This is a genomic window from Ornithinibacillus bavariensis, assembly GCF_018333235.1.
GTDB lineage: Bacteria > Bacillota > Bacilli > Bacillales > Amphibacillaceae > Ornithinibacillus > Ornithinibacillus bavariensis.
In genome coordinates, this window is record NZ_BORP01000002.1 from 292,264 (window position 1) to 311,215 (window position 18,952).

Annotated in this window: 16 protein-coding genes; all 16 read left to right on the forward strand. The window is 37.9% G+C overall.

From position 1 onward, the window contains the following. Window positions 1-4: 4 nt before the first annotated feature. The 16 genes from KI338_RS07220 to spoIIR all read left to right on the forward strand — a co-directional run bounded on the left by KI338_RS07220 (window position 5) and on the right by spoIIR (window position 18,926). A complete protein-coding gene (locus KI338_RS07220) occupies window positions 5-622 on the forward strand; it encodes a TetR/AcrR family transcriptional regulator (protein WP_212920334.1) in 618 nt (205 codons plus the stop codon). 24 nt (window positions 623-646) lie between these two features. Then, entirely contained in the window at window positions 647-3,892 is a 3,246-nt protein-coding gene (icmF, locus tag KI338_RS07225) for a fused isobutyryl-CoA mutase/GTPase IcmF (RefSeq protein WP_212920596.1), read from the forward strand. Window positions 3,893-4,186: 294 nt separating this feature from the next. Next, window positions 4,187-4,753, forward strand: coding sequence for a DNA-directed RNA polymerase subunit delta (gene rpoE, locus KI338_RS07230; protein ID WP_212920335.1), 567 nt, complete (start codon window positions 4,187-4,189; stop codon window positions 4,751-4,753). Window positions 4,754-5,077: 324 nt separating this feature from the next. Further along, the gene (pyrG, locus tag KI338_RS07235; protein WP_212920336.1) at window positions 5,078-6,688 is read left to right on the forward strand and encodes a CTP synthase; all 1,611 of its coding nucleotides are present in this window, start codon (window positions 5,078-5,080) and stop codon (window positions 6,686-6,688) included. Window positions 6,689-6,938: 250 nt separating this feature from the next. Continuing rightward, a complete protein-coding gene (locus KI338_RS07240; protein WP_212920337.1) occupies window positions 6,939-7,301 on the forward strand; it encodes a response regulator in 363 nt (120 codons plus the stop codon). Between the two features lie 134 nt (window positions 7,302-7,435). Next, window positions 7,436-8,290 (forward strand): class II fructose-bisphosphate aldolase, encoded by an 855-nt coding sequence (locus tag KI338_RS07245; RefSeq protein ID WP_212920338.1) that lies wholly within the window; start codon window positions 7,436-7,438, stop codon window positions 8,288-8,290. Between the two features lie 110 nt (window positions 8,291-8,400). Next, on the forward strand, window positions 8,401-9,045 hold the full coding sequence (fsa, locus tag KI338_RS07250; protein ID WP_212920339.1) for a fructose-6-phosphate aldolase: 645 nt from the start codon (window positions 8,401-8,403) through the stop codon (window positions 9,043-9,045). 204 nt (window positions 9,046-9,249) lie between these two features. Beyond that, complete coding sequence (gene murA, locus KI338_RS07255; RefSeq protein ID WP_212920340.1) at window positions 9,250-10,539, forward strand: UDP-N-acetylglucosamine 1-carboxyvinyltransferase; 1,290 nt, start codon at window positions 9,250-9,252, stop codon at window positions 10,537-10,539. Between the two features lie 81 nt (window positions 10,540-10,620). After that, window positions 10,621-11,592 carry a class II fructose-bisphosphatase gene (gene glpX / locus KI338_RS07260; RefSeq protein WP_212920341.1) on the forward strand — a complete coding sequence of 324 codons (972 nt, stop codon included), beginning with the start codon at window positions 10,621-10,623 and terminating at the stop codon, window positions 11,590-11,592. 448 nt (window positions 11,593-12,040) lie between these two features. Next, window positions 12,041-13,321, forward strand: coding sequence for a transcription termination factor Rho (rho, locus tag KI338_RS07265; RefSeq protein ID WP_212920597.1), 1,281 nt, complete (start codon window positions 12,041-12,043; stop codon window positions 13,319-13,321). 169 nt (window positions 13,322-13,490) lie between these two features. Continuing rightward, on the forward strand, window positions 13,491-13,736 hold the full coding sequence (locus KI338_RS07270; RefSeq protein WP_212920342.1) for a type B 50S ribosomal protein L31: 246 nt from the start codon (window positions 13,491-13,493) through the stop codon (window positions 13,734-13,736). A gap of 204 nt (window positions 13,737-13,940) precedes the next feature. Then, a complete protein-coding gene (locus tag KI338_RS07275) occupies window positions 13,941-14,561 on the forward strand; it encodes a thymidine kinase (protein WP_212920343.1) in 621 nt (206 codons plus the stop codon). Between the two features lie 287 nt (window positions 14,562-14,848). Next, complete coding sequence (locus tag KI338_RS07280) at window positions 14,849-15,826, forward strand: nuclease-related domain-containing protein (RefSeq protein WP_212920344.1); 978 nt, start codon at window positions 14,849-14,851, stop codon at window positions 15,824-15,826. 238 nt (window positions 15,827-16,064) lie between these two features. Then, window positions 16,065-17,135, forward strand: coding sequence for a peptide chain release factor 1 (gene prfA / locus KI338_RS07285; protein WP_212920345.1), 1,071 nt, complete (start codon window positions 16,065-16,067; stop codon window positions 17,133-17,135). Window position 17,136: 1 nt separating this feature from the next. Further along, window positions 17,137-17,985 carry a peptide chain release factor N(5)-glutamine methyltransferase gene (prmC, locus tag KI338_RS07290; RefSeq protein ID WP_212920346.1) on the forward strand — a complete coding sequence of 283 codons (849 nt, stop codon included), beginning with the start codon at window positions 17,137-17,139 and terminating at the stop codon, window positions 17,983-17,985. 341 nt (window positions 17,986-18,326) lie between these two features. Next, a complete protein-coding gene (gene spoIIR, locus KI338_RS07295) occupies window positions 18,327-18,926 on the forward strand; it encodes a stage II sporulation protein R (RefSeq protein WP_212920347.1) in 600 nt (199 codons plus the stop codon). Window positions 18,927-18,952: the final 26 nt, after the last annotated feature.

Below are 18,952 nucleotides of genomic sequence, written 5' to 3' on the forward strand. Positions count from 1 at the left end.
CGAATTGAGTAAAAACAAGGTCCTATCTTCTGTTAAAGATGAGGAATTAATTAAAAAACGCCGAGATCAAATGATAAAAGGTGCGTTAACCCTTTTTAAGGAAAAAGGATTTCACCGAACTACAACACGTGAAATAGCTAAGGAATCGGGCTTCAGTATTGGAACCCTGTATGAATATATTCGTACGAAGGAAGATGTCTTATATCTTGTTTGTGATTCGATTCATGGTGAAGTAAAGAAACGCTTGGAAGCTGTCGTAGACTTAAAACAGCCTTCAACAGAGAATCTATGTAATGTCATTACCTCATTTTTTCATTTAATGGATGAAATGCAAGAGGAAATTTTAATTTTATATCAAGAGGTAAAGTCCTTAAGCAAGGAAACAAGAGTATACATCTTGCAAAAAGAACGAGAAATGGCTGACATGCTGGAAAAAGCGATTATTACTTGTTTACCTCATAAACTAGCAAAACAGGATACGGCACTCCTAGCAAACAACATATTAATTCAAGGACATATGTGGGGGTTTCGCAGATGGATGGTCCAAAAGGAATTTACGTTAGAGGAATATATCGAAAGACAGTTGAATTTTGCATTACGTTCCATGGGAATAAAATCATAAAAATTTGAATTGGAAGGGTTGATGATGGTGCAAGCAACAATACCTTATAAAACAAAGCATCCAGTTCGTTTTGTGACTGCATCCAGTTTATTTGATGGTCATGATGCATCCATTAACATTATGCGTCGAATCTTACAATCAAGTGGCGCTGAGGTTATTCATTTAGGCCATAACCGCTCGGTTGAAGAGGTTGTTCATGCTGCTATCCAGGAGGATGTGCAAGGAATCGCAATTTCCTCTTATCAAGGTGGGCATGTCGAATACTTTAAATACATGGTTGATTTATTAAAAGAACTTGGTGCGGAGCATATTAAAGTATTTGGTGGCGGTGGTGGAGTTATCATCCCACGTGAAATAAAGGAATTACATCAATATGGTGTGACACGAATCTTCTCCCCAGATGATGGTAGGGAGCTTGGACTTCAGGGGATGATTAATGTCATGTTAGAGGAGTGTGACTTCCTACCACCTTTTGATTTAAACTTGCAGCTAGAAAAATTACGCAGTGGAGATCGTCAGGCAATTGCTAGAATGATAACCTTTGTGGAAAATGAAGAGACAAATCTTAAAGAAAAACAATCGATACTTGAGGAACTAAGCAAATATGTTGATGACTCCATCCCAGTGCTAGGAATTACAGGTACTGGTGGTGCTGGGAAAAGCTCCTTGACAGACGAGCTAATTAGACGCTTCATTAATGAAATACCAAACCGTAAAATTGCAATTATCTCCATTGATCCAACAAAACGTAAAACAGGTGGCGCACTTCTTGGTGACCGAATTCGCATGAATGCAATTTTTACGGAACGCGTGTATATGCGCTCTCTTGCAACAAGAGATTCAAGAAGTGAGCTCTCAAAGGCAATTGAGGATGTTATTCAGATTATTCGTGCCTCAGGCTTTGATTTTATTGTTGTCGAGACAAGTGGAATCGGGCAGGGGGATGCGGCAATAACCGAGATTACAGACCTATCCATGTATGTGATGACCTCCGAATATGGCGCACCTACTCAGCTTGAAAAGATTGATATGATAGATTTTGCGGATTTTATTGTAATTAATAAATTTGAACAGAAGGGTTCAGAGGATGCATTAAATCAAGTTCGCAAGCAATATGAAAGAAGCCATATGCTTTTCCATCAAGACAAAAAAACGTTTCCTGTATTTGGAACGATTGCTAGCCAGTTTAATGATTCAGGTACAAATGCATTATTTGCGGCTATAATCGACAAATTAAATGACAAGTACAATTGGGATGAAAAAGTAAGTTTTGATCGTCATACCGTCTCGGAAAAGCAAAATCTAATCATACCGAACGATCGACGTCATTACTTACGTGAAATTGCTAGTCATGTCCGTAATTATCATAAACAAGCGAAGGAGCAGAGTGAGGTTGCTCGTAGATTGTATCAGCTACAAGGTGCTATTGAAATAGCAGAGGATGAAACGGTTAAGAACAAATTAAATAAAACCTATACAACCTATGAAGCTAAGCTACATCCTAATGCAAAAAAATTATTGGAATCCTGGGATTCGTTAAAGGAACAGTATTCAGGGGATACATTTACTTTTAAGGTTCGTAATAAGGAAATTCAGATGGATCTCACTACAGAATCCCTAGCTGGCCTGAAAATTCCAAAGGTTGCTTTTCCGAAATATATGGACTGGGGGGAAAGACTTCTATGGCAGCTGAGGGAAAACGTTCCAGGGGCTTTTCCATTTACGGCGGGAGTATTCCCCTTCAAGCGTCAAGGGGAGGATCCAACACGTCAGTTTGCTGGTGAAGGAACCCCAGAACGCACGAACCGACGCTTCCATTATTTATCCAAAAACGATGACGCAAAACGACTTTCAACGGCCTTTGACTCGGTAACATTATATGGAGAGGACCCAGCCTATCGTCCAGACATTTATGGAAAGGTCGGAGAAAGTGGTGTGAATGTTTGTACATTAGAGGATATGAAAAAGCTGTATAAAGGATTTGATTTAACGAATCCATTAACATCAGTTTCAATGACAATAAATGGGCCAGCACCGATTATATTAGCCATGTTCTTTAACACGGCAATTGATCAACAGATAAATAAATTTGAACAGGAAAACGGGCGTAAACCTAATAATGAAGAATATGAAACCATAAAACGGGAGACATTAGCAGTTGTTCGTGGTACTGTCCAAGCAGATATTCTAAAAGAGGATCAAGGACAAAACACCTGTATTTTCTCTACGGAATTCGCATTACGAATGATGGGAGATATTCAACAATACTTTATCGATCATAATGTTCGTAATTATTATTCCGTATCTATTTCTGGTTATCACATTGCTGAGGCTGGAGCGAATCCTATTACCCAGCTTGCGTTTACTTTAGCTAATGGTTTTACGTATGTAGAATATTATTTGAGCCGTGGGATGGATATTAATCAATTTGCACCGAATTTATCCTTCTTTTTCTCGAACGGGTTAGACCCTGAGTACACGGTAATTGGTCGAGTTGCACGTCGGATTTGGGCTATAACGATGCGAGACAAATACGGTGCTAATGAACGTAGTCAAAAGCTGAAATATCATATTCAAACTTCTGGACGTTCCTTACATGCACAGGAAATTGATTTTAATGATATTCGTACGACCCTACAAGCATTAATTGCTATTCAAGATAATACAAACTCACTTCATACGAATGCTTATGATGAGGCAATAACCACCCCAACAGAGGAATCCGTTCGTCGGGCAATGGCAATTCAGATGATTATTAACCGTGAGTTTGGTTTGACTAAGAATGAAAATTCATTACAGGGGTCCTTTATCGTGGAGGAGCTAACCGATTTAGTCGAAGAAGCGGTTCTTCAAGAATTTGAACGAATCAATGATCGAGGTGGGGTATTAGGAGCCATGGAACGCCAATACCAACGAGGCAAAATCCAGGAGGAGTCCTTATATTATGAAGGAAAGAAGCATTCCGGTGAACTTCCAATCATTGGAGTGAACACTTACTTGAATCCTAATCCACCGTCTGAGGAAGCAATTGATTCGATGGAATTGGCTCGAGCAACAACAGAAGAAAAAGAACATCAAATTCAGCAATTAAAGGAGTTCCAAGAAAAGAATATAGATCAAGCTGGTCCAGCTTTGGAACGGTTAAAATCCGTTGCCGAATCAGGTGGGAATATCTTTGAAGAACTAATGGAAACAGTAAAATTTGCGAGTCTAGGTCAAATCACAAACGCCCTTTACCAAGTCGGTGGCAAATATCGAAGGAATATGTAACAACTAGAATTGAAGACGCTCAGTTTGGAAAAACAGAGAATAAATTTCCGATAGTTCCAGGGTGCTATTAAACAAAAGTGGAAGCACGTTGATTTATCGTATACCTTCAGCCACAAATAAGTAAGAATGTAAATAAATTTGATAAATTCCCTAAGATTTGTTTATAATGAATGATAGCTTTATGACTATACACCGTTATAAACAGTTTCCATCAAGAATAATTCCTTCTTGTGAATTAACTTTTCAATAGAAAATATGTGGAATTTTATATTAAAGAAAAGGGAGTGCGGTATTGTGAGCTTGGAAAATCTTAGCCGCGAGGATATCAAAAGCATGTCAATGCTTGAATTAGCAAAGGAAATTTTACTTGTAGAAAAGAAAGCAATGGATTTCAGAGATATTTTCAACAAAATAGCTGAAATGAAAGAGCTAACTGCAGATCAAAGAGACGATCTATTATCACAATTTTACACAGATATAAATGTGGATGGTAGATTTATTACATTGGGCTCTAACATGTGGGGACTGAAACGCTGGTATCCTGTTGAGCAAATGGATGAAGATATTCAAAATGAACCGAAGAAGAAGAAAAAGGCGAAGAAGAAGCTATTAGACGAGGACGATGATTTAGATTTAGAATTAGATGATGATGAAATAGATCTTGATCTAGAAGATGAAGTGGAAGACGACATTGATGAAGAGGAAGACTTCATTGATCTTGATGATGAAGACGATGAAGACTTTGATGACATTGATGAAGAAGAATACGATTTCGATGAAGACGAAGATCTTGAAGATGAGGAATTAGACGAATTAGATGAGATTGATGAGGAAGACGAAGAATTTGAAGATGAAAAGTAATGTTTTGACTGCTTGACTTTTTTTGGACAGGTGAGTACAATTTATATTGGGCTCTTAAAAACAATTAATTACAAGCGTTTCCCCTAACTATGGGGAGACGCTTTTTGTGTTTTATACAAGCTTTAATCGGGAATCTATTCCCTAGTGGTAGAAAAGAGTTTTTTCTTTTCTATATAAGTAGAATTGCTAAGAAGCAGATTCTTTCTATAAAAAACCACTGGGGAGTTTTGTATTTCTAGGATTCATCATCAAGAATGTGTACACACTAAATGAAACAGTGGTCGTACTTATAATCTATTATCATACACAGAAAGAGGGATAATTGTGGCTAAATACATTTTTGTCACAGGTGGCGTAGTGTCATCATTAGGAAAAGGAATTACAGCAGCATCATTAGGGAGATTATTAAAGAATCGTGGACTCAAGGTTACTATTCAAAAGTTTGATCCATATATCAATGTCGATCCAGGTACAATGAGCCCGTATCAGCATGGGGAGGTTTTTGTAACAGATGATGGTGCAGAAACAGACCTTGATTTAGGTCATTATGAACGATTTATTGATGAGAATTTAAATAAGTATAGCAATATTACAACTGGTAAGGTGTATTCAAATGTGATAAGAAAGGAACGTCGCGGAGACTATTTAGGTGGAACAGTACAAGTAATCCCACATATTACTAATGAAATTAAAGATCAGGTTTTCCGTGCGAGTGAGGCAACAGGAGCAGATGTGGTAATTACTGAAATAGGTGGAACAGTTGGTGATATTGAGTCTCTTCCATTCTTAGAAGCAATTCGTCAGGTGAAGAATGAAGTAGGTAGACGAAATGTTATGTATTTGCATTGTACACTTGTTCCTTATATTAAAGCAGCAGGAGAATTAAAAACAAAGCCTACCCAACACAGCGTTAAGGAATTGCGTTCATTAGGTATCCAACCTGATGCGGTAATTTTGCGAACAGAACATGGAATCAGCCAAGAAATGAAGGATAAAATTGCATTATTTTGTGATACTCGCAAGGAAGCCGTCATTGAAATGCGGGATGCAGAAAATCTTTATCAAATTCCATTAGCCCTCCAAGAGCAACAATTGGATCAGCTTGTATGTAATCACTTTGGTATAGAAACTGCACCAGCAGATATGACGGAGTGGAAGGAATTAGTTGATCGTGTGAGTCATCTGAAGAAAAAAATCGATATAGGTTTGGTCGGTAAATATGTAGAATTACAGGATGCCTATATTTCTGTGGTGGAATCATTAAAGCATGCAGGATATGTGTTTGATACAGATATAAATGTTCATTGGATTAATGCGGAAAAATTAGATGAAAATGCAATCCATGAAGAGCTTTCACATGTGGATGGTGTTATAGTGCCAGGTGGTTTTGGTGATAGAGGTATTGAAGGAAAAATCCAAGCTATTCGCTATGCAAGGGAAAATAAGATACCTTTCCTAGGCATTTGCTTAGGCATGCAATTAGCAACGGTTGAATTTGCACGTAATGTATTAGGATATACAGATGCTCATTCAGCTGAAATTAATCCAGCTACGACTCATCCAGTCATTGATCTACTTCCAGAGCAAAAAGATGTTAAGGATTTAGGTGGAACATTACGTTTAGGCTTATACCCTGTGAAATTAAAGGATGGTACGAAAACCAAAGCGGCCTATGACAATCAGGAAGTAATTGAAGAGAGACATCGTCATCGTTATGAGTTTAATAACGAGTATCGTGAAGAAATGGAAGCCAAAGGATTAATCTTTTCTGGAACTAGTCCAGATGGAAGATTAGTGGAAACAATTGAAATTTCGGATCACCCTTGGTTTGTAGCTAGTCAATTTCACCCAGAATTTAAGTCGCGCCCAACTAGGCCTGGAAGCCTATTTAAAGGTTTTATAGGAGCATCAGTAGAACATAGTAACCATAAATAAAAAACGCAATAAGAAAATAATAGTAGAAAAGTCGCAAAATATGCCAATATTAGGCACATTTCGCGACTTTTTTGATATATTCAACTTATAGTTTAGTGATCGAATGAAGTGGGTAAACAATAAGGATGTTCTTTACAAAAGGATTAACAATAAATAAAGGTATAAAATACCAAAAAAATGTTCGTTAAAAAGAAGGAAATTTTGTTCTTTATATCGAATATGTTTAGCAAAAGGGGGATGTTGTCATAAAATGAAAAAGAAAATTTTGATTGTAGATGACGAAGCGGGGATACGGTTATTGCTAGAGGATCTACTAGAAAGTGATAGACACGAAATCTTTACCGCAAAAAGCGGAAAAGAAGCACTTGAGCTATTATCTATCCATACGTTCGACCTATTAATAATAGATTACAAGCTTCCGATTACGGATGGAGTTGAAGTAATCAAGCAATTAGAGAAAGAGCATAAAGAACTATCTATTATAGTAATGAGTGGTTTAGTTGAAAACATTAAGGATGAAGTAATTACCTTACGAAATGTAAAAAAAGTATTATCAAAACCATTTAATGTGCTTGAAGTAAAGGAATTTGTTAATCAGTTACTAGTGCAATAGGAATTTTCTGAAAAGTTCGCGAGTAATTACATAAGCCCTATAACCTTGCATCTAGCTAATGGACTTTGGTATTCTAAAATGGAAAGTGAACTATAGTGAATGGACTTTTCATTCTTTTAAAAGGAGGAAATCAAATGCCATTAGTATCGATGAAAGAGATGCTAGAAAAAGGTAAAGAAAACGGCTATGCAGTTGGTCAATTCAATATTAATAATTTGGAGTATATACAAGCAATCCTACAAGCTGCCGAGGAAGAAAAATCCCCTGTTATTTTAGGTGTATCAGAAGGCGCAGGTAAATACATGGGTGGTTTTAAGGTTGTTGTAGCGATGGTAAAATCGTTAATGGAGGAATATGGTACAACCGTTCCAGTTGCAATCCATCTTGACCACGGTTCAAGCTATGAAAAATGTGAACAAGCAATCGAAGCTGGATTTACATCTGTAATGATTGATGCTTCACATTCTCCAATTGATGAGAATATTGCCATTACAAAGAAAGTTGTGGAACTGGCACATTCACGTGGGGTATCTGTTGAAGCAGAGGTTGGAACAGTTGGAGGAGAAGAAGACGGTGTCATTGGCGGAATTAATTATGCCGATCCTAAGGAATGCGTGCGTCTTGTAAAAGAGGCAGGTATAGACTGTTTAGCTCCTGCTCTTGGTTCTGTTCATGGACCATATCAAGGTGAACCAAACCTTGGCTTTAAAGAAATGGAAGAAATATTAAACCTAACTCAGGTTCCATTAGTGCTACATGGCGGAACAGGAATTCCTACAAAGGATATTCAAAAGGCTATATCATTTGGAACAGCGAAGATTAACGTAAATACAGAGAACCAAATGGCACAAGCTAAAGCAGTTCGTAAGGTTTTAGATGAAAAACCTAATCTATACGATCCACGCAAATACCTTGGACCAGGAACTGAAGCAATTAAGCAAACTGTCATCGGCAAAATGCGTGAATTTGGTTCTTCAAACAGAGCTTAAATTTAAAATAGTATAGTAAAATAGAAATGCCCTTTCAGATAAGTACTTTTTCATAAACTCATCTGTTTGGGCAGTTCCTGTAATTATAGACAGAAACGGGGAGGGTAAAAATGAAATTTTTCATTGATACAGCTAACATTGATGAGATACGTTCTGCAAATCAATTAGGGGTCTTAGCAGGTGTAACAACTAATCCAAGCCTTGTAGCGAAAGAAGGTGTGTCCTTTCATGATCGCTTAAAGGAAATAACTGCAGAGGTTACAGAGGGCTCGGTCAGTGCAGAGGTAATCGCGGAGGATGCAGAGGGAATGATTGAGGAAGGAATGGAATTAGCAGCAATCGCTCCTAACATCACGATTAAAGTGCCAATGACCTTAGAGGGTTTGAAGGCTGTCAAAGCATTTAGTGATAAGAAGATTAAAACCAATGTCACACTTATTTTTAATGCGAATCAAGCATTATTAGCTGCACGCGCAGGAGCAACCTATGTATCTCCTTTTCTTGGCAGGTTAGATGACATTGGTCATGATGGAATGCAATTAATCGCAACGATTGCCGAGATTTTTGATAGACACCATATTGCAACGGAAATCATTGCAGCAAGTATTAGACATCCGCTACACGTGACGGATGCGGCTTTACATGGTGCACATATTGCTACTGTACCTTATTCAGTTCTTAGTCAGTTAGTCAAGCATCCATTAACTGACCAGGGAATTGAGAAGTTTCTAGCGGATTGGAACAAACAAAATTAATAATCATGGAATAAATAGAGAATGACCAAACTATGAATAGATAACAACTAGTATTCCATCTAGACGTTTAAAACATGAAGAAAATATATTCATGAGCTATACTAGTGATAGTTAAGTTAGATAACATAATAAATATGTGTGAGTCTGCTTTATAATGGTTATCCCTTTATAAAATAGTCTCAACCTCAAAAGCGGGGTTTTAAAATGCAAAAGATGATAGTAGAGGGCGGTCATGTCTTAAACGGAAAAGTACGCATCAGTGGAGCAAAAAACAGCGCAGTAGCACTTCTCCCAGCTGCAATACTTGCGGACTCGGAGGTTACGATAGAAGGACTGCCACAAATTTCAGATGTATATACACTAAGTGATTTATTAGAGGAAATAGGCGGGAATGTGTCTTGGGATGGACAGACCATACATATTAACCCGGAAAATATGATTTCAATGCCACTTCCAAATGGAAAGGTCAAAAAGCTTCGTGCTTCCTATTATTTTATGGGAGCAATGCTTGGTAAATTTAAAAAGGCAGTTATTGGTCTTCCTGGTGGCTGTTTTCTAGGACCACGTCCAATTGACCAGCATATTAAAGGCTTTGAAGCACTTGGTGCGGAGGTAACCAATGAACAGGGTGCCATCTACCTGCGGGCAAATGAATTACGTGGTGCACGAATTTATCTTGACGTTGTAAGTGTTGGAGCCACCATCAATATTATGCTTGCTGCTGTAAAAGCAAAGGGTAAAACCATTATTGAAAACGCAGCTAAAGAGCCAGAAATTATTGATGTTGCTACCTTACTAACCAATATGGGTGCAAAGATAAAAGGTGTGGGGACAGATGTGATACGAATTGAAGGAGTCCCTTCTTTACACGGCTGCAGACATACGATCATTCCAGACCGTATCGAAGCAGGCACATATGCGATTGCTGCGGCTGCGGCTGGTAATGAAGTAATTATCGATAATGTGATTCCACAGCATTTAGAATCACTTCTTGCAAAACTGCGTGAGATGGGTATCACCGTAGAAGACTCAGACGATCAACTATATATTGCTCGTGCAAAAAACCCACTAAAGAGTGTTGATATTAAAACGTTAGTATATCCTGGATTCCCAACAGATTTACAGCAGCCATTTACAAGCCTACTAACAAAAGCACATCATACCGGGGTTGTAACAGATACCATTTATTCTGCTCGGCTTAAGCATATTGATGAATTGCGAAGAATGAATGCTTTGATTAAGGTCGAGGGTGGTTCAGCTATTGTATCTGGACCGGTTAATCTTGAGGGGGCACGTGTCAAAGCAAGTGACCTTCGAGCAGGAGCAGCGTTAGTAATTGCGGGCTTAATGGCTAATGGAATAACTGAAATTACTGGGCTAGAACATATTGATCGAGGATATGAAAATATGACAGAGAAATTAAATAGCCTTGGTGCTAACATTTGGCGTGAGGATATGTCTGAAGAGGAAGAATTACAATTCCAAAATTCTTAGAAAAAGGTACTTTTCAAAGTTATCCGTTTCATTGATTAGACCTTTGGGATGAGGCTATTTTCAAGTAGGGAGATGGATAAGATGGAAAGAAGTTTAACAATGGAAATCGTGCGCGTTACAGAGGCAGCAGCTCTTGCATCTGCCCGTTGGATGGGTAGAGGAAAAAAGGAAGAGGCTGATGATGCTGCAACTACGGCAATGCGCGATGTTTTTAATACTATTCCAATGCAAGGCACGGTTGTTATTGGAGAAGGCGAAATGGATGAAGCACCAATGCTTTATATTGGTGAAAAACTGGGTACTGGCGTGGGACCAAAGGTAGATATAGCGGTTGATCCATTAGAAGGAACCAATATTGTAGCACGAGGAACCACTAATGCACTTGCAGTAATTGCTATTGGTGACCATGGGCAAGTTCTTCATGCGCCAGATATGTACATGAAAAAAATAGCTGTCGGGCCAGAAGCAGTTGGTAAGATAGATATCAATGCATCAACCATTGACAATTTAAAAGCTGTAGCAGAAGCAAAAAACAAAGATATTGAAGATCTAGTTGTCATGATTATGGATCGTCCACGTCATGAAAAGGTGATTGATGAGATTCGTGCAGCTGGTGCAAGAATTAAGCTATTTCAAGATGGTGATGTAGCCGCAGCCATTAATACTGCTTTTGATAACACTGGTGTCGATTTGTTTATGGGCATTGGTGGAGCACCAGAGGGGGTAATTGCTGCTATTGCTTTAAAATGTCTAGGTGGTGAGATGCAAGGACAGCTTGTGCCTCAAAATGATGCAGAGATAGAACGATGCAAGAAAATGGGTATTCCTGATATTAACAAAATCTTCTATATGGATGATTTATGTGGTGGAGAAGATGCTATCTTTGCTGCAACAGGCGTTACTGATGGAGAGCTCTTAAAGGGAGTTCAGTATAAAGGTTCGAAAGCAAGAACGCAAACTGTAGTAATGCGCGCCAAGAGTGGAACAGTACGTTTTATTGATGGCGAGCATAGTCTTAAGAAGAAGCCAAATCTAGTCATGAAACCAGAATAAGTAGTAAATCTCCTTCTGTATTTATGCAGAAGGAGATTTGTTAACTAATCTGCAAATTAACTGGAAGGTGCCTTTATATCAGTACTTTCCAATCCCTCACGATAACTATTTCTTCAAAAAAAGTATTGAATATTCCAATTAAAACGTTTAACATTGTAAATGTTTAAGATAAGAGTTGTTTGGATACGATACAAAATAATAAGTCAAAAAACTGGAAATAATAATGCGAGGATGTATAAAATTTAAAAACTTCTATTCTAGCTTCTTAATATTCTTCCCTTCTACGCAAAGTATTCACATCAGGAAGTAATATCTCATATATTCGAATCAGATAAGCCTTATCAAGGATTAAAAGAATCAGACCCCTTACTGCGTATTTGTACCATACATACTCAGGAATGTATCTATCAAAATAGTAAAAATGTTAAAGGAATAGGCGTGATGAATGATGGCTGAACTAACATTAAGTAAACTTCAGGAATTAACATTAAAAGAAATTTATGCCTTAGCAAGAGAATATAAGGTATCCTATTATGCAAAATTAACTAAAAAAGAATTAATATTTTCCATTTTAAAAGCACAGGCAGAAAAAGATGGATTTCTATTTATGGATGGAGTATTAGAAATTATTCCGTCAGAGGGCTTCGGTTTCTTGCGACCAATTAACTACTCTGCTAGTGCGGAGGATATTTATATTTCTGCATCGCAAATCCGTAGATTTGATTTGAGAAACGGGGATAAAGTATCAGGGAAGGTACGCCCGCCGAAGGAAAATGAACGATATTATGGATTACTCCATGTTGATGCTGTAAACGGAGAGGACCCTGACTCGTCGAAGGAGCGTGTACACTTTCCAGCCCTAACAGCATTATATCCAGATCGTCTCATCAAGCTAGAGACAGCATCAAACAAACTTTCAACAAGAATTATGGATTTAATGGCACCTGTTGGATTTGGACAGCGGGGACTTATTGTCGCACCACCTAAGGCTGGTAAAACGATGCTGTTAAAGGAAATAGCAAACAGTATTACCTTAAACCATCCAGAAGCAAAATTAATTATTTTATTAGTAGACGAGCGTCCAGAAGAGGTAACAGATATCGAACGTTCCGTTAGCCCAGAGGTTGATGTAGTAAGTTCGACATTTGATGAAGTACCAGAAAACCATATTAAAGTATCAGAGCTTGTTTTGGAACGAGCAATGCGACTAGTAGAGCACAAACGGGACGTCATTGTATTAATGGATAGTATTACCCGTTTGGCGCGGGCATACAATTTAGTTATTCCACCTAGTGGTCGTACACTTTCTGGTGGTATTGACCCCGCAGCATTCCACCGTCCAAAGCGTTTCTTTGGAGCAGCCCGAAATATTGAAGAGGGTGGTAGCTTCACGATACTGGCAACGGCACTTGTTGATACAGGATCACGTATGGATGATGTCATTTATGAAGAATTCAAAGGAACCGGTAATATGGAGCTACATTTAGACCGTAACCTGGCAAACCGGAGAATTTTCCCTGCAATCGATATTTTACGTTCAGGCACTCGTAAAGAAGAGCTTTTAGTTGAAAAAAGTCAGTTAGACACGATGTGGGCGATTCGCAAAACAATGCAGGACTCACCAGACTTTCTCGAACGTTTCCTAAGAAGATTAAAAGCATCCGAAACAAATGAGGAATTTTTACAAAAAGTGGAAGAAGAAATGCAGCGTAAACGTGGATCGAAGTAATTAAACGAAGCAAGAAACTAATTTTCTCTATTATTTCATATAATTGTACTTGAAATCAGTGTTCCGCACTGTTATAATTTTTTAGTGAGTTTAGAAAAGGTTTATACCTACCTGAGGCTCTAAAATAACTCTGTTTCCAAAGGATTCAGGGCAGAAGGAGTGGAAAGACATGAAAGAAGGAATTCATCCTGAGTACAGAAAAGTAGTATTTTTGGATACTAGCTCAGACTTCAAATTCTTAAGCGGCTCTACGAAATACTCAGACGAAACAATTGAGTGGGAAGATGGTAACACATACCCATTAATTCGTGTTGAGATCAGTTCAGAATCACATCCATTCTATACTGGTAAGCAAAAAACTGACACAGTTGGTGGACGTGTTGATCGCTTCAAGAAGAAATATAATATGAAATAAGATGATTATTACTGCATGGCAGTGTGGTCAATGATACAATCTTGGGTGAGTTTACTCATGCCGGTAAGAAACAGGCAAATCTTTAGTGCTTTGCCTGTTTTTTATTTAGCTGATGGGGAAGGATAAACCTGTATCGGCTAGCTATAACTAATTATTGGACTAATACTTTTTAAACATAGAAGATACGAAGGGAGATCCCGATACATGTATGTTATGAATCAAAGCGGCTGGCTAGAAGTAATCTGTGGCAGCATGTTTTCTGGTAAATCCGAAGAACTGATCCGTAGAGTAAGAAGAGCAACTTATGCCAACCAAAAAATTCAAGTGTTTAAACCTGCAATTGATAATCGCTATGATGATGTTGCCGTAGTTTCTCACAATGGGAACTCAGTAAGAGCGATTCCAGTCAATAGCTCAGCAGAAATCTTTGAAAAAATAGAATCGAATGTAGAAATCGTAGGAATTGATGAAGCACAATTCTTCGATGAAGATATAGTCTATGTAGCAGAACAACTGGCAGACCGGGGTATCCGTGTTATAGCTGCTGGTCTCGACCTAGATTTCCGTGGTGAGCCATTCGGCCCAATGCCAGAGCTTATGACTCTTGCTGAATCTGTTACGAAACTTAATGCGATTTGCCCAATCTGTGGATCTCCCGCAAGTCGCACACAGCGCTTAATAAATGGACAACCAGCATCCTATAACGACCCCATTATCCTAGTTGGGGCATCTGAATCGTATGAACCAAGATGCCGCCATCACCACGAAGTCCCAAACCGCCCAACTAGTGCGGGAATGCGGAAGTTGCTAAATGTTGGAAAGTAAGTTATTTGATATTCGAGAAGAGCATCTTATGGGGTGCTCTTTTTTGGTTGAGTGGTGTTGTAAAGTGGATATTCGCTGATATATTTGCAAAAACGCTGATAAAATTTAATGTGCGCTGATATTTTTAATAAATCGCTGATATAACAAATTATTCGCTGATAACCAGCTCGAGTGCGCTGATAAATGCTATTAATCTAATCAGAAGAATAAATAACATTTTTTTGTTTAAAAGAGGGATTATTTGTTGTTTGTAGAATTTGTAATAGGGAAGGAGGAGATAAGAAGAAATGATAGTGAAACACCGTACTAAGCCAAAGGAACTGTATAAATTAGAAGCAGCTGTAAGAAGAGTTACACAAACACATCCCTACTATGAAAGGTTACAAATGGATTTAAAGAGGAAGAGACGGCAAATTACAGGTGAGAAAGAAGTAGATTATCCACTTCGTTTCTTAGAGGAGAAAGAAAACTTAATACTCCATGACTTACGCCTTAAGGATGAACAAGGTTATTTCCAAATTGATTCGCTAATTATATGTAAGAAGTATTGTTTAATCTTAGAAATGAAGAATTGGTACGGAACCATTCTATTTGATGAGAATAATCAAGTTATTAGAATAGGTGACGGTGGTAAAGAAGAAGGATTCCCCAATCCAATTCCTCAAGCACAGCTCCAGCAATATCGGCTAAAAAAATGGTTGTACAAAATTGGTATTACAGCTCATCCAGTTGAATACCTAGTGGTTATTAGCTTTCCCAGTACAATTATTAAAGCCACCCCCAAAAGTAAAATCCCTGAGAGAGTCGTCCACAGCAAACAGTTAATATTTCATATTCATAAATTAGATAATCTGTATAATCCAACCACAATCACAATTAGAAAACCGAAAAATATAGCAAAACGATTAGTTGAGTCCCATCAAGAAAGTGACAGGAACTTTTTCGATTCATACCGAATAACAATTAATGACCTTATTAGAGGAGTGTTTTGTCCAGAATGCTCTTTTGTGCCAATGATAAGGGAACATCAAAAATGGGTATGTTCAAAATGTGGTTTTCAATCAACGGATGCTCACATACAGGCATTATCAGACTATAGCTATTTAATTAGTTCAACGATTACTAATAAAGCAGCAAGAGAATTTTTACAGGTTAGTTCACCACACGTAGTGAAAAGATTGCTTCAGCAAGGGGGCTATGAGCAGATTGGGATCAATAAAGGGCGAAAGTATAGGTTAGATTCTTTAAGAATACAAAATCGCTGATAAGTAGAAAAATACGCTGATAAAATAATGTAAACGCTGATAAATGGCAAGATTCGCTGATAAAATGAATAAAGTCGCTGATATAACACATTATTCACAGAAACAGTCAAAGAGACGATGACATTTTCTTTCGAAGTTCTGATTAGGTTCCTTGTACCATCTCGTTTTTTAAAGATATTTTGACCTCTACCCCTTTGTATACTATAATTATACTGTTAATCTGAGTGAGGTGACCGTGATGTTAGATCGATTACAAGCTTTAGAAGATCGTTATAATAAATTAAATGAGTTATTAAGTGATCCGGAAGTAATTAGTGATACAAATAAATTACGAGAGTATTCCAAGGAGCAGTCTGGACTGGAGGATGTGGTTCAGGCGTATCGTGAATATAAAGAAGTAACAGAGCAGCTGAAGGACGCTAAGGAAATGCTGGAGGACGACTTAGACAAAGAGATGTATGATATGGTTAAATCAGAAATCTCTGAGCTTAGTAAGTTAAAAGAAGAGTTGGAAGAGAAAATGAAGATTCTTCTATTACCAAAGGACCCGAATGATGACAAGGATGTATTCGTGGAAATTCGTGGTGCTGCTGGTGGGGATGAGGCTGCATTATTTGCTGGGGACTTGTACCGCATGTATACACGTTATGTAGAGAGTCAAGGATGGAAAGCAGAAGTAATGGATGCACATACTACCGGTGTTGGTGGATATAAAGAAATCATTTTCATGGTTAAAGGTCAGGGTGCTTACTCTAAGCTGAAGTTTGAAAATGGAGCTCATCGTGTTCAACGTGTCCCAGAAACCGAATCTGGTGGCCGAATTCATACATCTACTGCAACGGTTGCTGTTTTACCTGAGGCTGAAGAGGTAGAAGTGGAGCTTCATGATAAGGATATCCGTGTGGATCTATTTGCATCCAGTGGACCAGGGGGACAAAGTGTTAACACGACCATGTCTGCTGTGCGTTTAACACACATACCAACAGGAATTGTTGTTTCGATGCAGGATGAAAAGTCACAGATTAAAAACAAAGAAAAAGCAATGAAGATACTTCGTGCTCGTGTATATGATAAATTCCAACAGGAAGCACAGGCCGAGTACGATGAACACCGTAAAATGGCCGTTGGAACTGGGGACCGTTCGGAGCGAATTCGCACGTATAATTTCCCACAAAATCGTGTAACAGATCACCGAATTGGACTTACCATTCAAAAGCTTGATCAAATTCTAGAGGGTAAGCTAGATGAAGTGATTGATGCATTGATTATGGAAGAGCAAGCCAAAAAACTAGAGCAAATTGGTGAATAACATGTCTCAAAAACAATATGAAGTCCTACAGTGGGCTTCTCTTTTTTTAGAAAAAAATAATCGTGAAACACGTGTAGCTGATTTATTACTTCAGCATCATTTAGGTGTATCGAGAACACAGTTCTATGCCCGAATGAGAGATGAGATTCCGAATGAAATTGTGGAAAAATTTCACGCTGACATCGAGGACCATGTGAAGACTGGTGTGCCAATTCAGCATTTAACTGGCTATGAACACTTTTATGGCAGAAAATTTTCCGTTAACTCACATGTTTTAATTCCTCGTCCTGAAACCGAGGAGCTTGTGCAACATGTAATAAACCACTTACCAGAAAATGAATCAATTACGATTGTGGATGTAGGTACAGGCAGTGGTGTTATTGCTATTACTCTTGCACTGGAAGTTCCTAATGCAAAGATTATTGCTACGGATATTTCCGAAGAAGCGCTCCGAACAGCTAGAGCGAATGCGAGAAATTTACAAGCAAATATTACCTTTTTACAAGGAAATTTTCTCGAACCTGTCATCGATAAAAATATTAAAGCAGACATAGTAGTTTCTAATCCACCATATATTTCCGAGGCAGAGAGGGAGGAACTTTCTGATACGGTTGTAAATCATGATCCAGAATTAGCATTGTTTGCAGCGGAAAATGGACTGGCAGCCTATCAGAAAATCTGCAGCCAGCTCCCACAAGTGATACTACCGAATGGTAGTGTAGCCTTTGAAATTGGCTATTTACAAGGTGAAGCAGTTCAAGCACTTATTAAGGAAAAGTTTCCTAAAAGCACGACAAATATAATCAAGGATATCAATGGAAAAGATAGAATCGTTTTTGCTCAACTTTAAACAGCTATACTTACTGAAAAAACATGAAACTGCCCGGATATGGAACGAAAAGAAATCGCCATGGAAGGTGTAGTTTTATTTTTTGTAAATAAAGCTATAGTAGTCATTCATATTATTTCTCGATGGTTATTATCGAATATATTGGCCAGAAGATGCTGCTTCATTTCTCTTTCCTCTCTTAGATAATAAATAAAGTCTATGATTGTCTTATTATTCTCATAAAACTTTAAAAATTACTAGATTAGTAGTTTAAAAACTCTTCTCTAAGACCATACTGTGACTACATGGAAATATTAGGACAGGGGGAACTATTCTCATGTTCTGTTATGGGGGAAGAGGAAATGAAAAAACTAACGATTATCCTAATTATTCTCATTATCATTGCAGTCTCATTACCTGTAAAGGGTAAAGGGCAAGAAAATTATTCGGATTATCAGGTTATTCCTGATGATGCAATTCGTTTACGGATTCTAGCAAATAGTGATAACGAAGCAGACCAACAAATTAAGCGCATAGTTAGAGATCAGGTAAATGCTGCTATTACCGATTGGGTAGCCGATATTTCAGATATTGAAGAAGCTCGAGCCTTATTAGAAAATAGGATTCCTGAAATTAAAGATATTGTAAAGAGAACGTTAGAAGAAGAAGGGGAAAATAGGAGCTTTGATGTAGAATATAATGATAGTGTAAGCTTTCCTACAAAAATTTATGGATCCTACCTATATCCTGCAGGTGAATACGAAGCTATATTAATTACGATTGGTGAGGGAGAAGGCTCTAATTGGTGGTGTGTTTTATTTCCGCCTCTTTGTTTCTTAGATTTTTCTAATGGTATTAGTGTGGCAGAAGCAATTCCTGGTGGATTAGAAGAGGAACAGGTAGATGAAGAAAAAGGATTAAAAATTAAATTTTTCCTATTAGAATGGCTAGGATGGTCATAGAATAATAAGTCTCTGCATAAAATGAT

Bases quoted from the DNA above. Each gene is read 5' to 3' on its own strand.
- icmF (WP_212920596.1), top strand. From the start codon at position 647: ATGGTGCAAGCAACAATACCTTATAAAACAAAGCATCCAGTTCGTTTT.
- KI338_RS07240 (WP_212920337.1), top strand. From the start codon at position 6,939: ATGAAAAAGAAAATTTTGATTGTAGATGACGAAGCGGGGATACGGTTA.
- KI338_RS07245 (WP_212920338.1), top strand. From the start codon at position 7,436: ATGCCATTAGTATCGATGAAAGAGATGCTAGAAAAAGGTAAAGAAAAC.
- fsa (WP_212920339.1), top strand. From the start codon at position 8,401: ATGAAATTTTTCATTGATACAGCTAACATTGATGAGATACGTTCTGCA.
- murA (WP_212920340.1), top strand. From the start codon at position 9,250: ATGCAAAAGATGATAGTAGAGGGCGGTCATGTCTTAAACGGAAAAGTA.
- glpX (WP_212920341.1), top strand. From the start codon at position 10,621: ATGGAAAGAAGTTTAACAATGGAAATCGTGCGCGTTACAGAGGCAGCA.
- rho (WP_212920597.1), top strand. From the start codon at position 12,041: ATGGCTGAACTAACATTAAGTAAACTTCAGGAATTAACATTAAAAGAA.
- KI338_RS07270 (WP_212920342.1), top strand. From the start codon at position 13,491: ATGAAAGAAGGAATTCATCCTGAGTACAGAAAAGTAGTATTTTTGGAT.
- KI338_RS07275 (WP_212920343.1), top strand. From the start codon at position 13,941: ATGTATGTTATGAATCAAAGCGGCTGGCTAGAAGTAATCTGTGGCAGC.
- KI338_RS07280 (WP_212920344.1), top strand. From the start codon at position 14,849: ATGATAGTGAAACACCGTACTAAGCCAAAGGAACTGTATAAATTAGAA.
- prfA (WP_212920345.1), top strand. From the start codon at position 16,065: ATGTTAGATCGATTACAAGCTTTAGAAGATCGTTATAATAAATTAAAT.
- prmC (WP_212920346.1), top strand. From the start codon at position 17,137: ATGTCTCAAAAACAATATGAAGTCCTACAGTGGGCTTCTCTTTTTTTA.
- spoIIR (WP_212920347.1), top strand. From the start codon at position 18,327: ATGAAAAAACTAACGATTATCCTAATTATTCTCATTATCATTGCAGTC.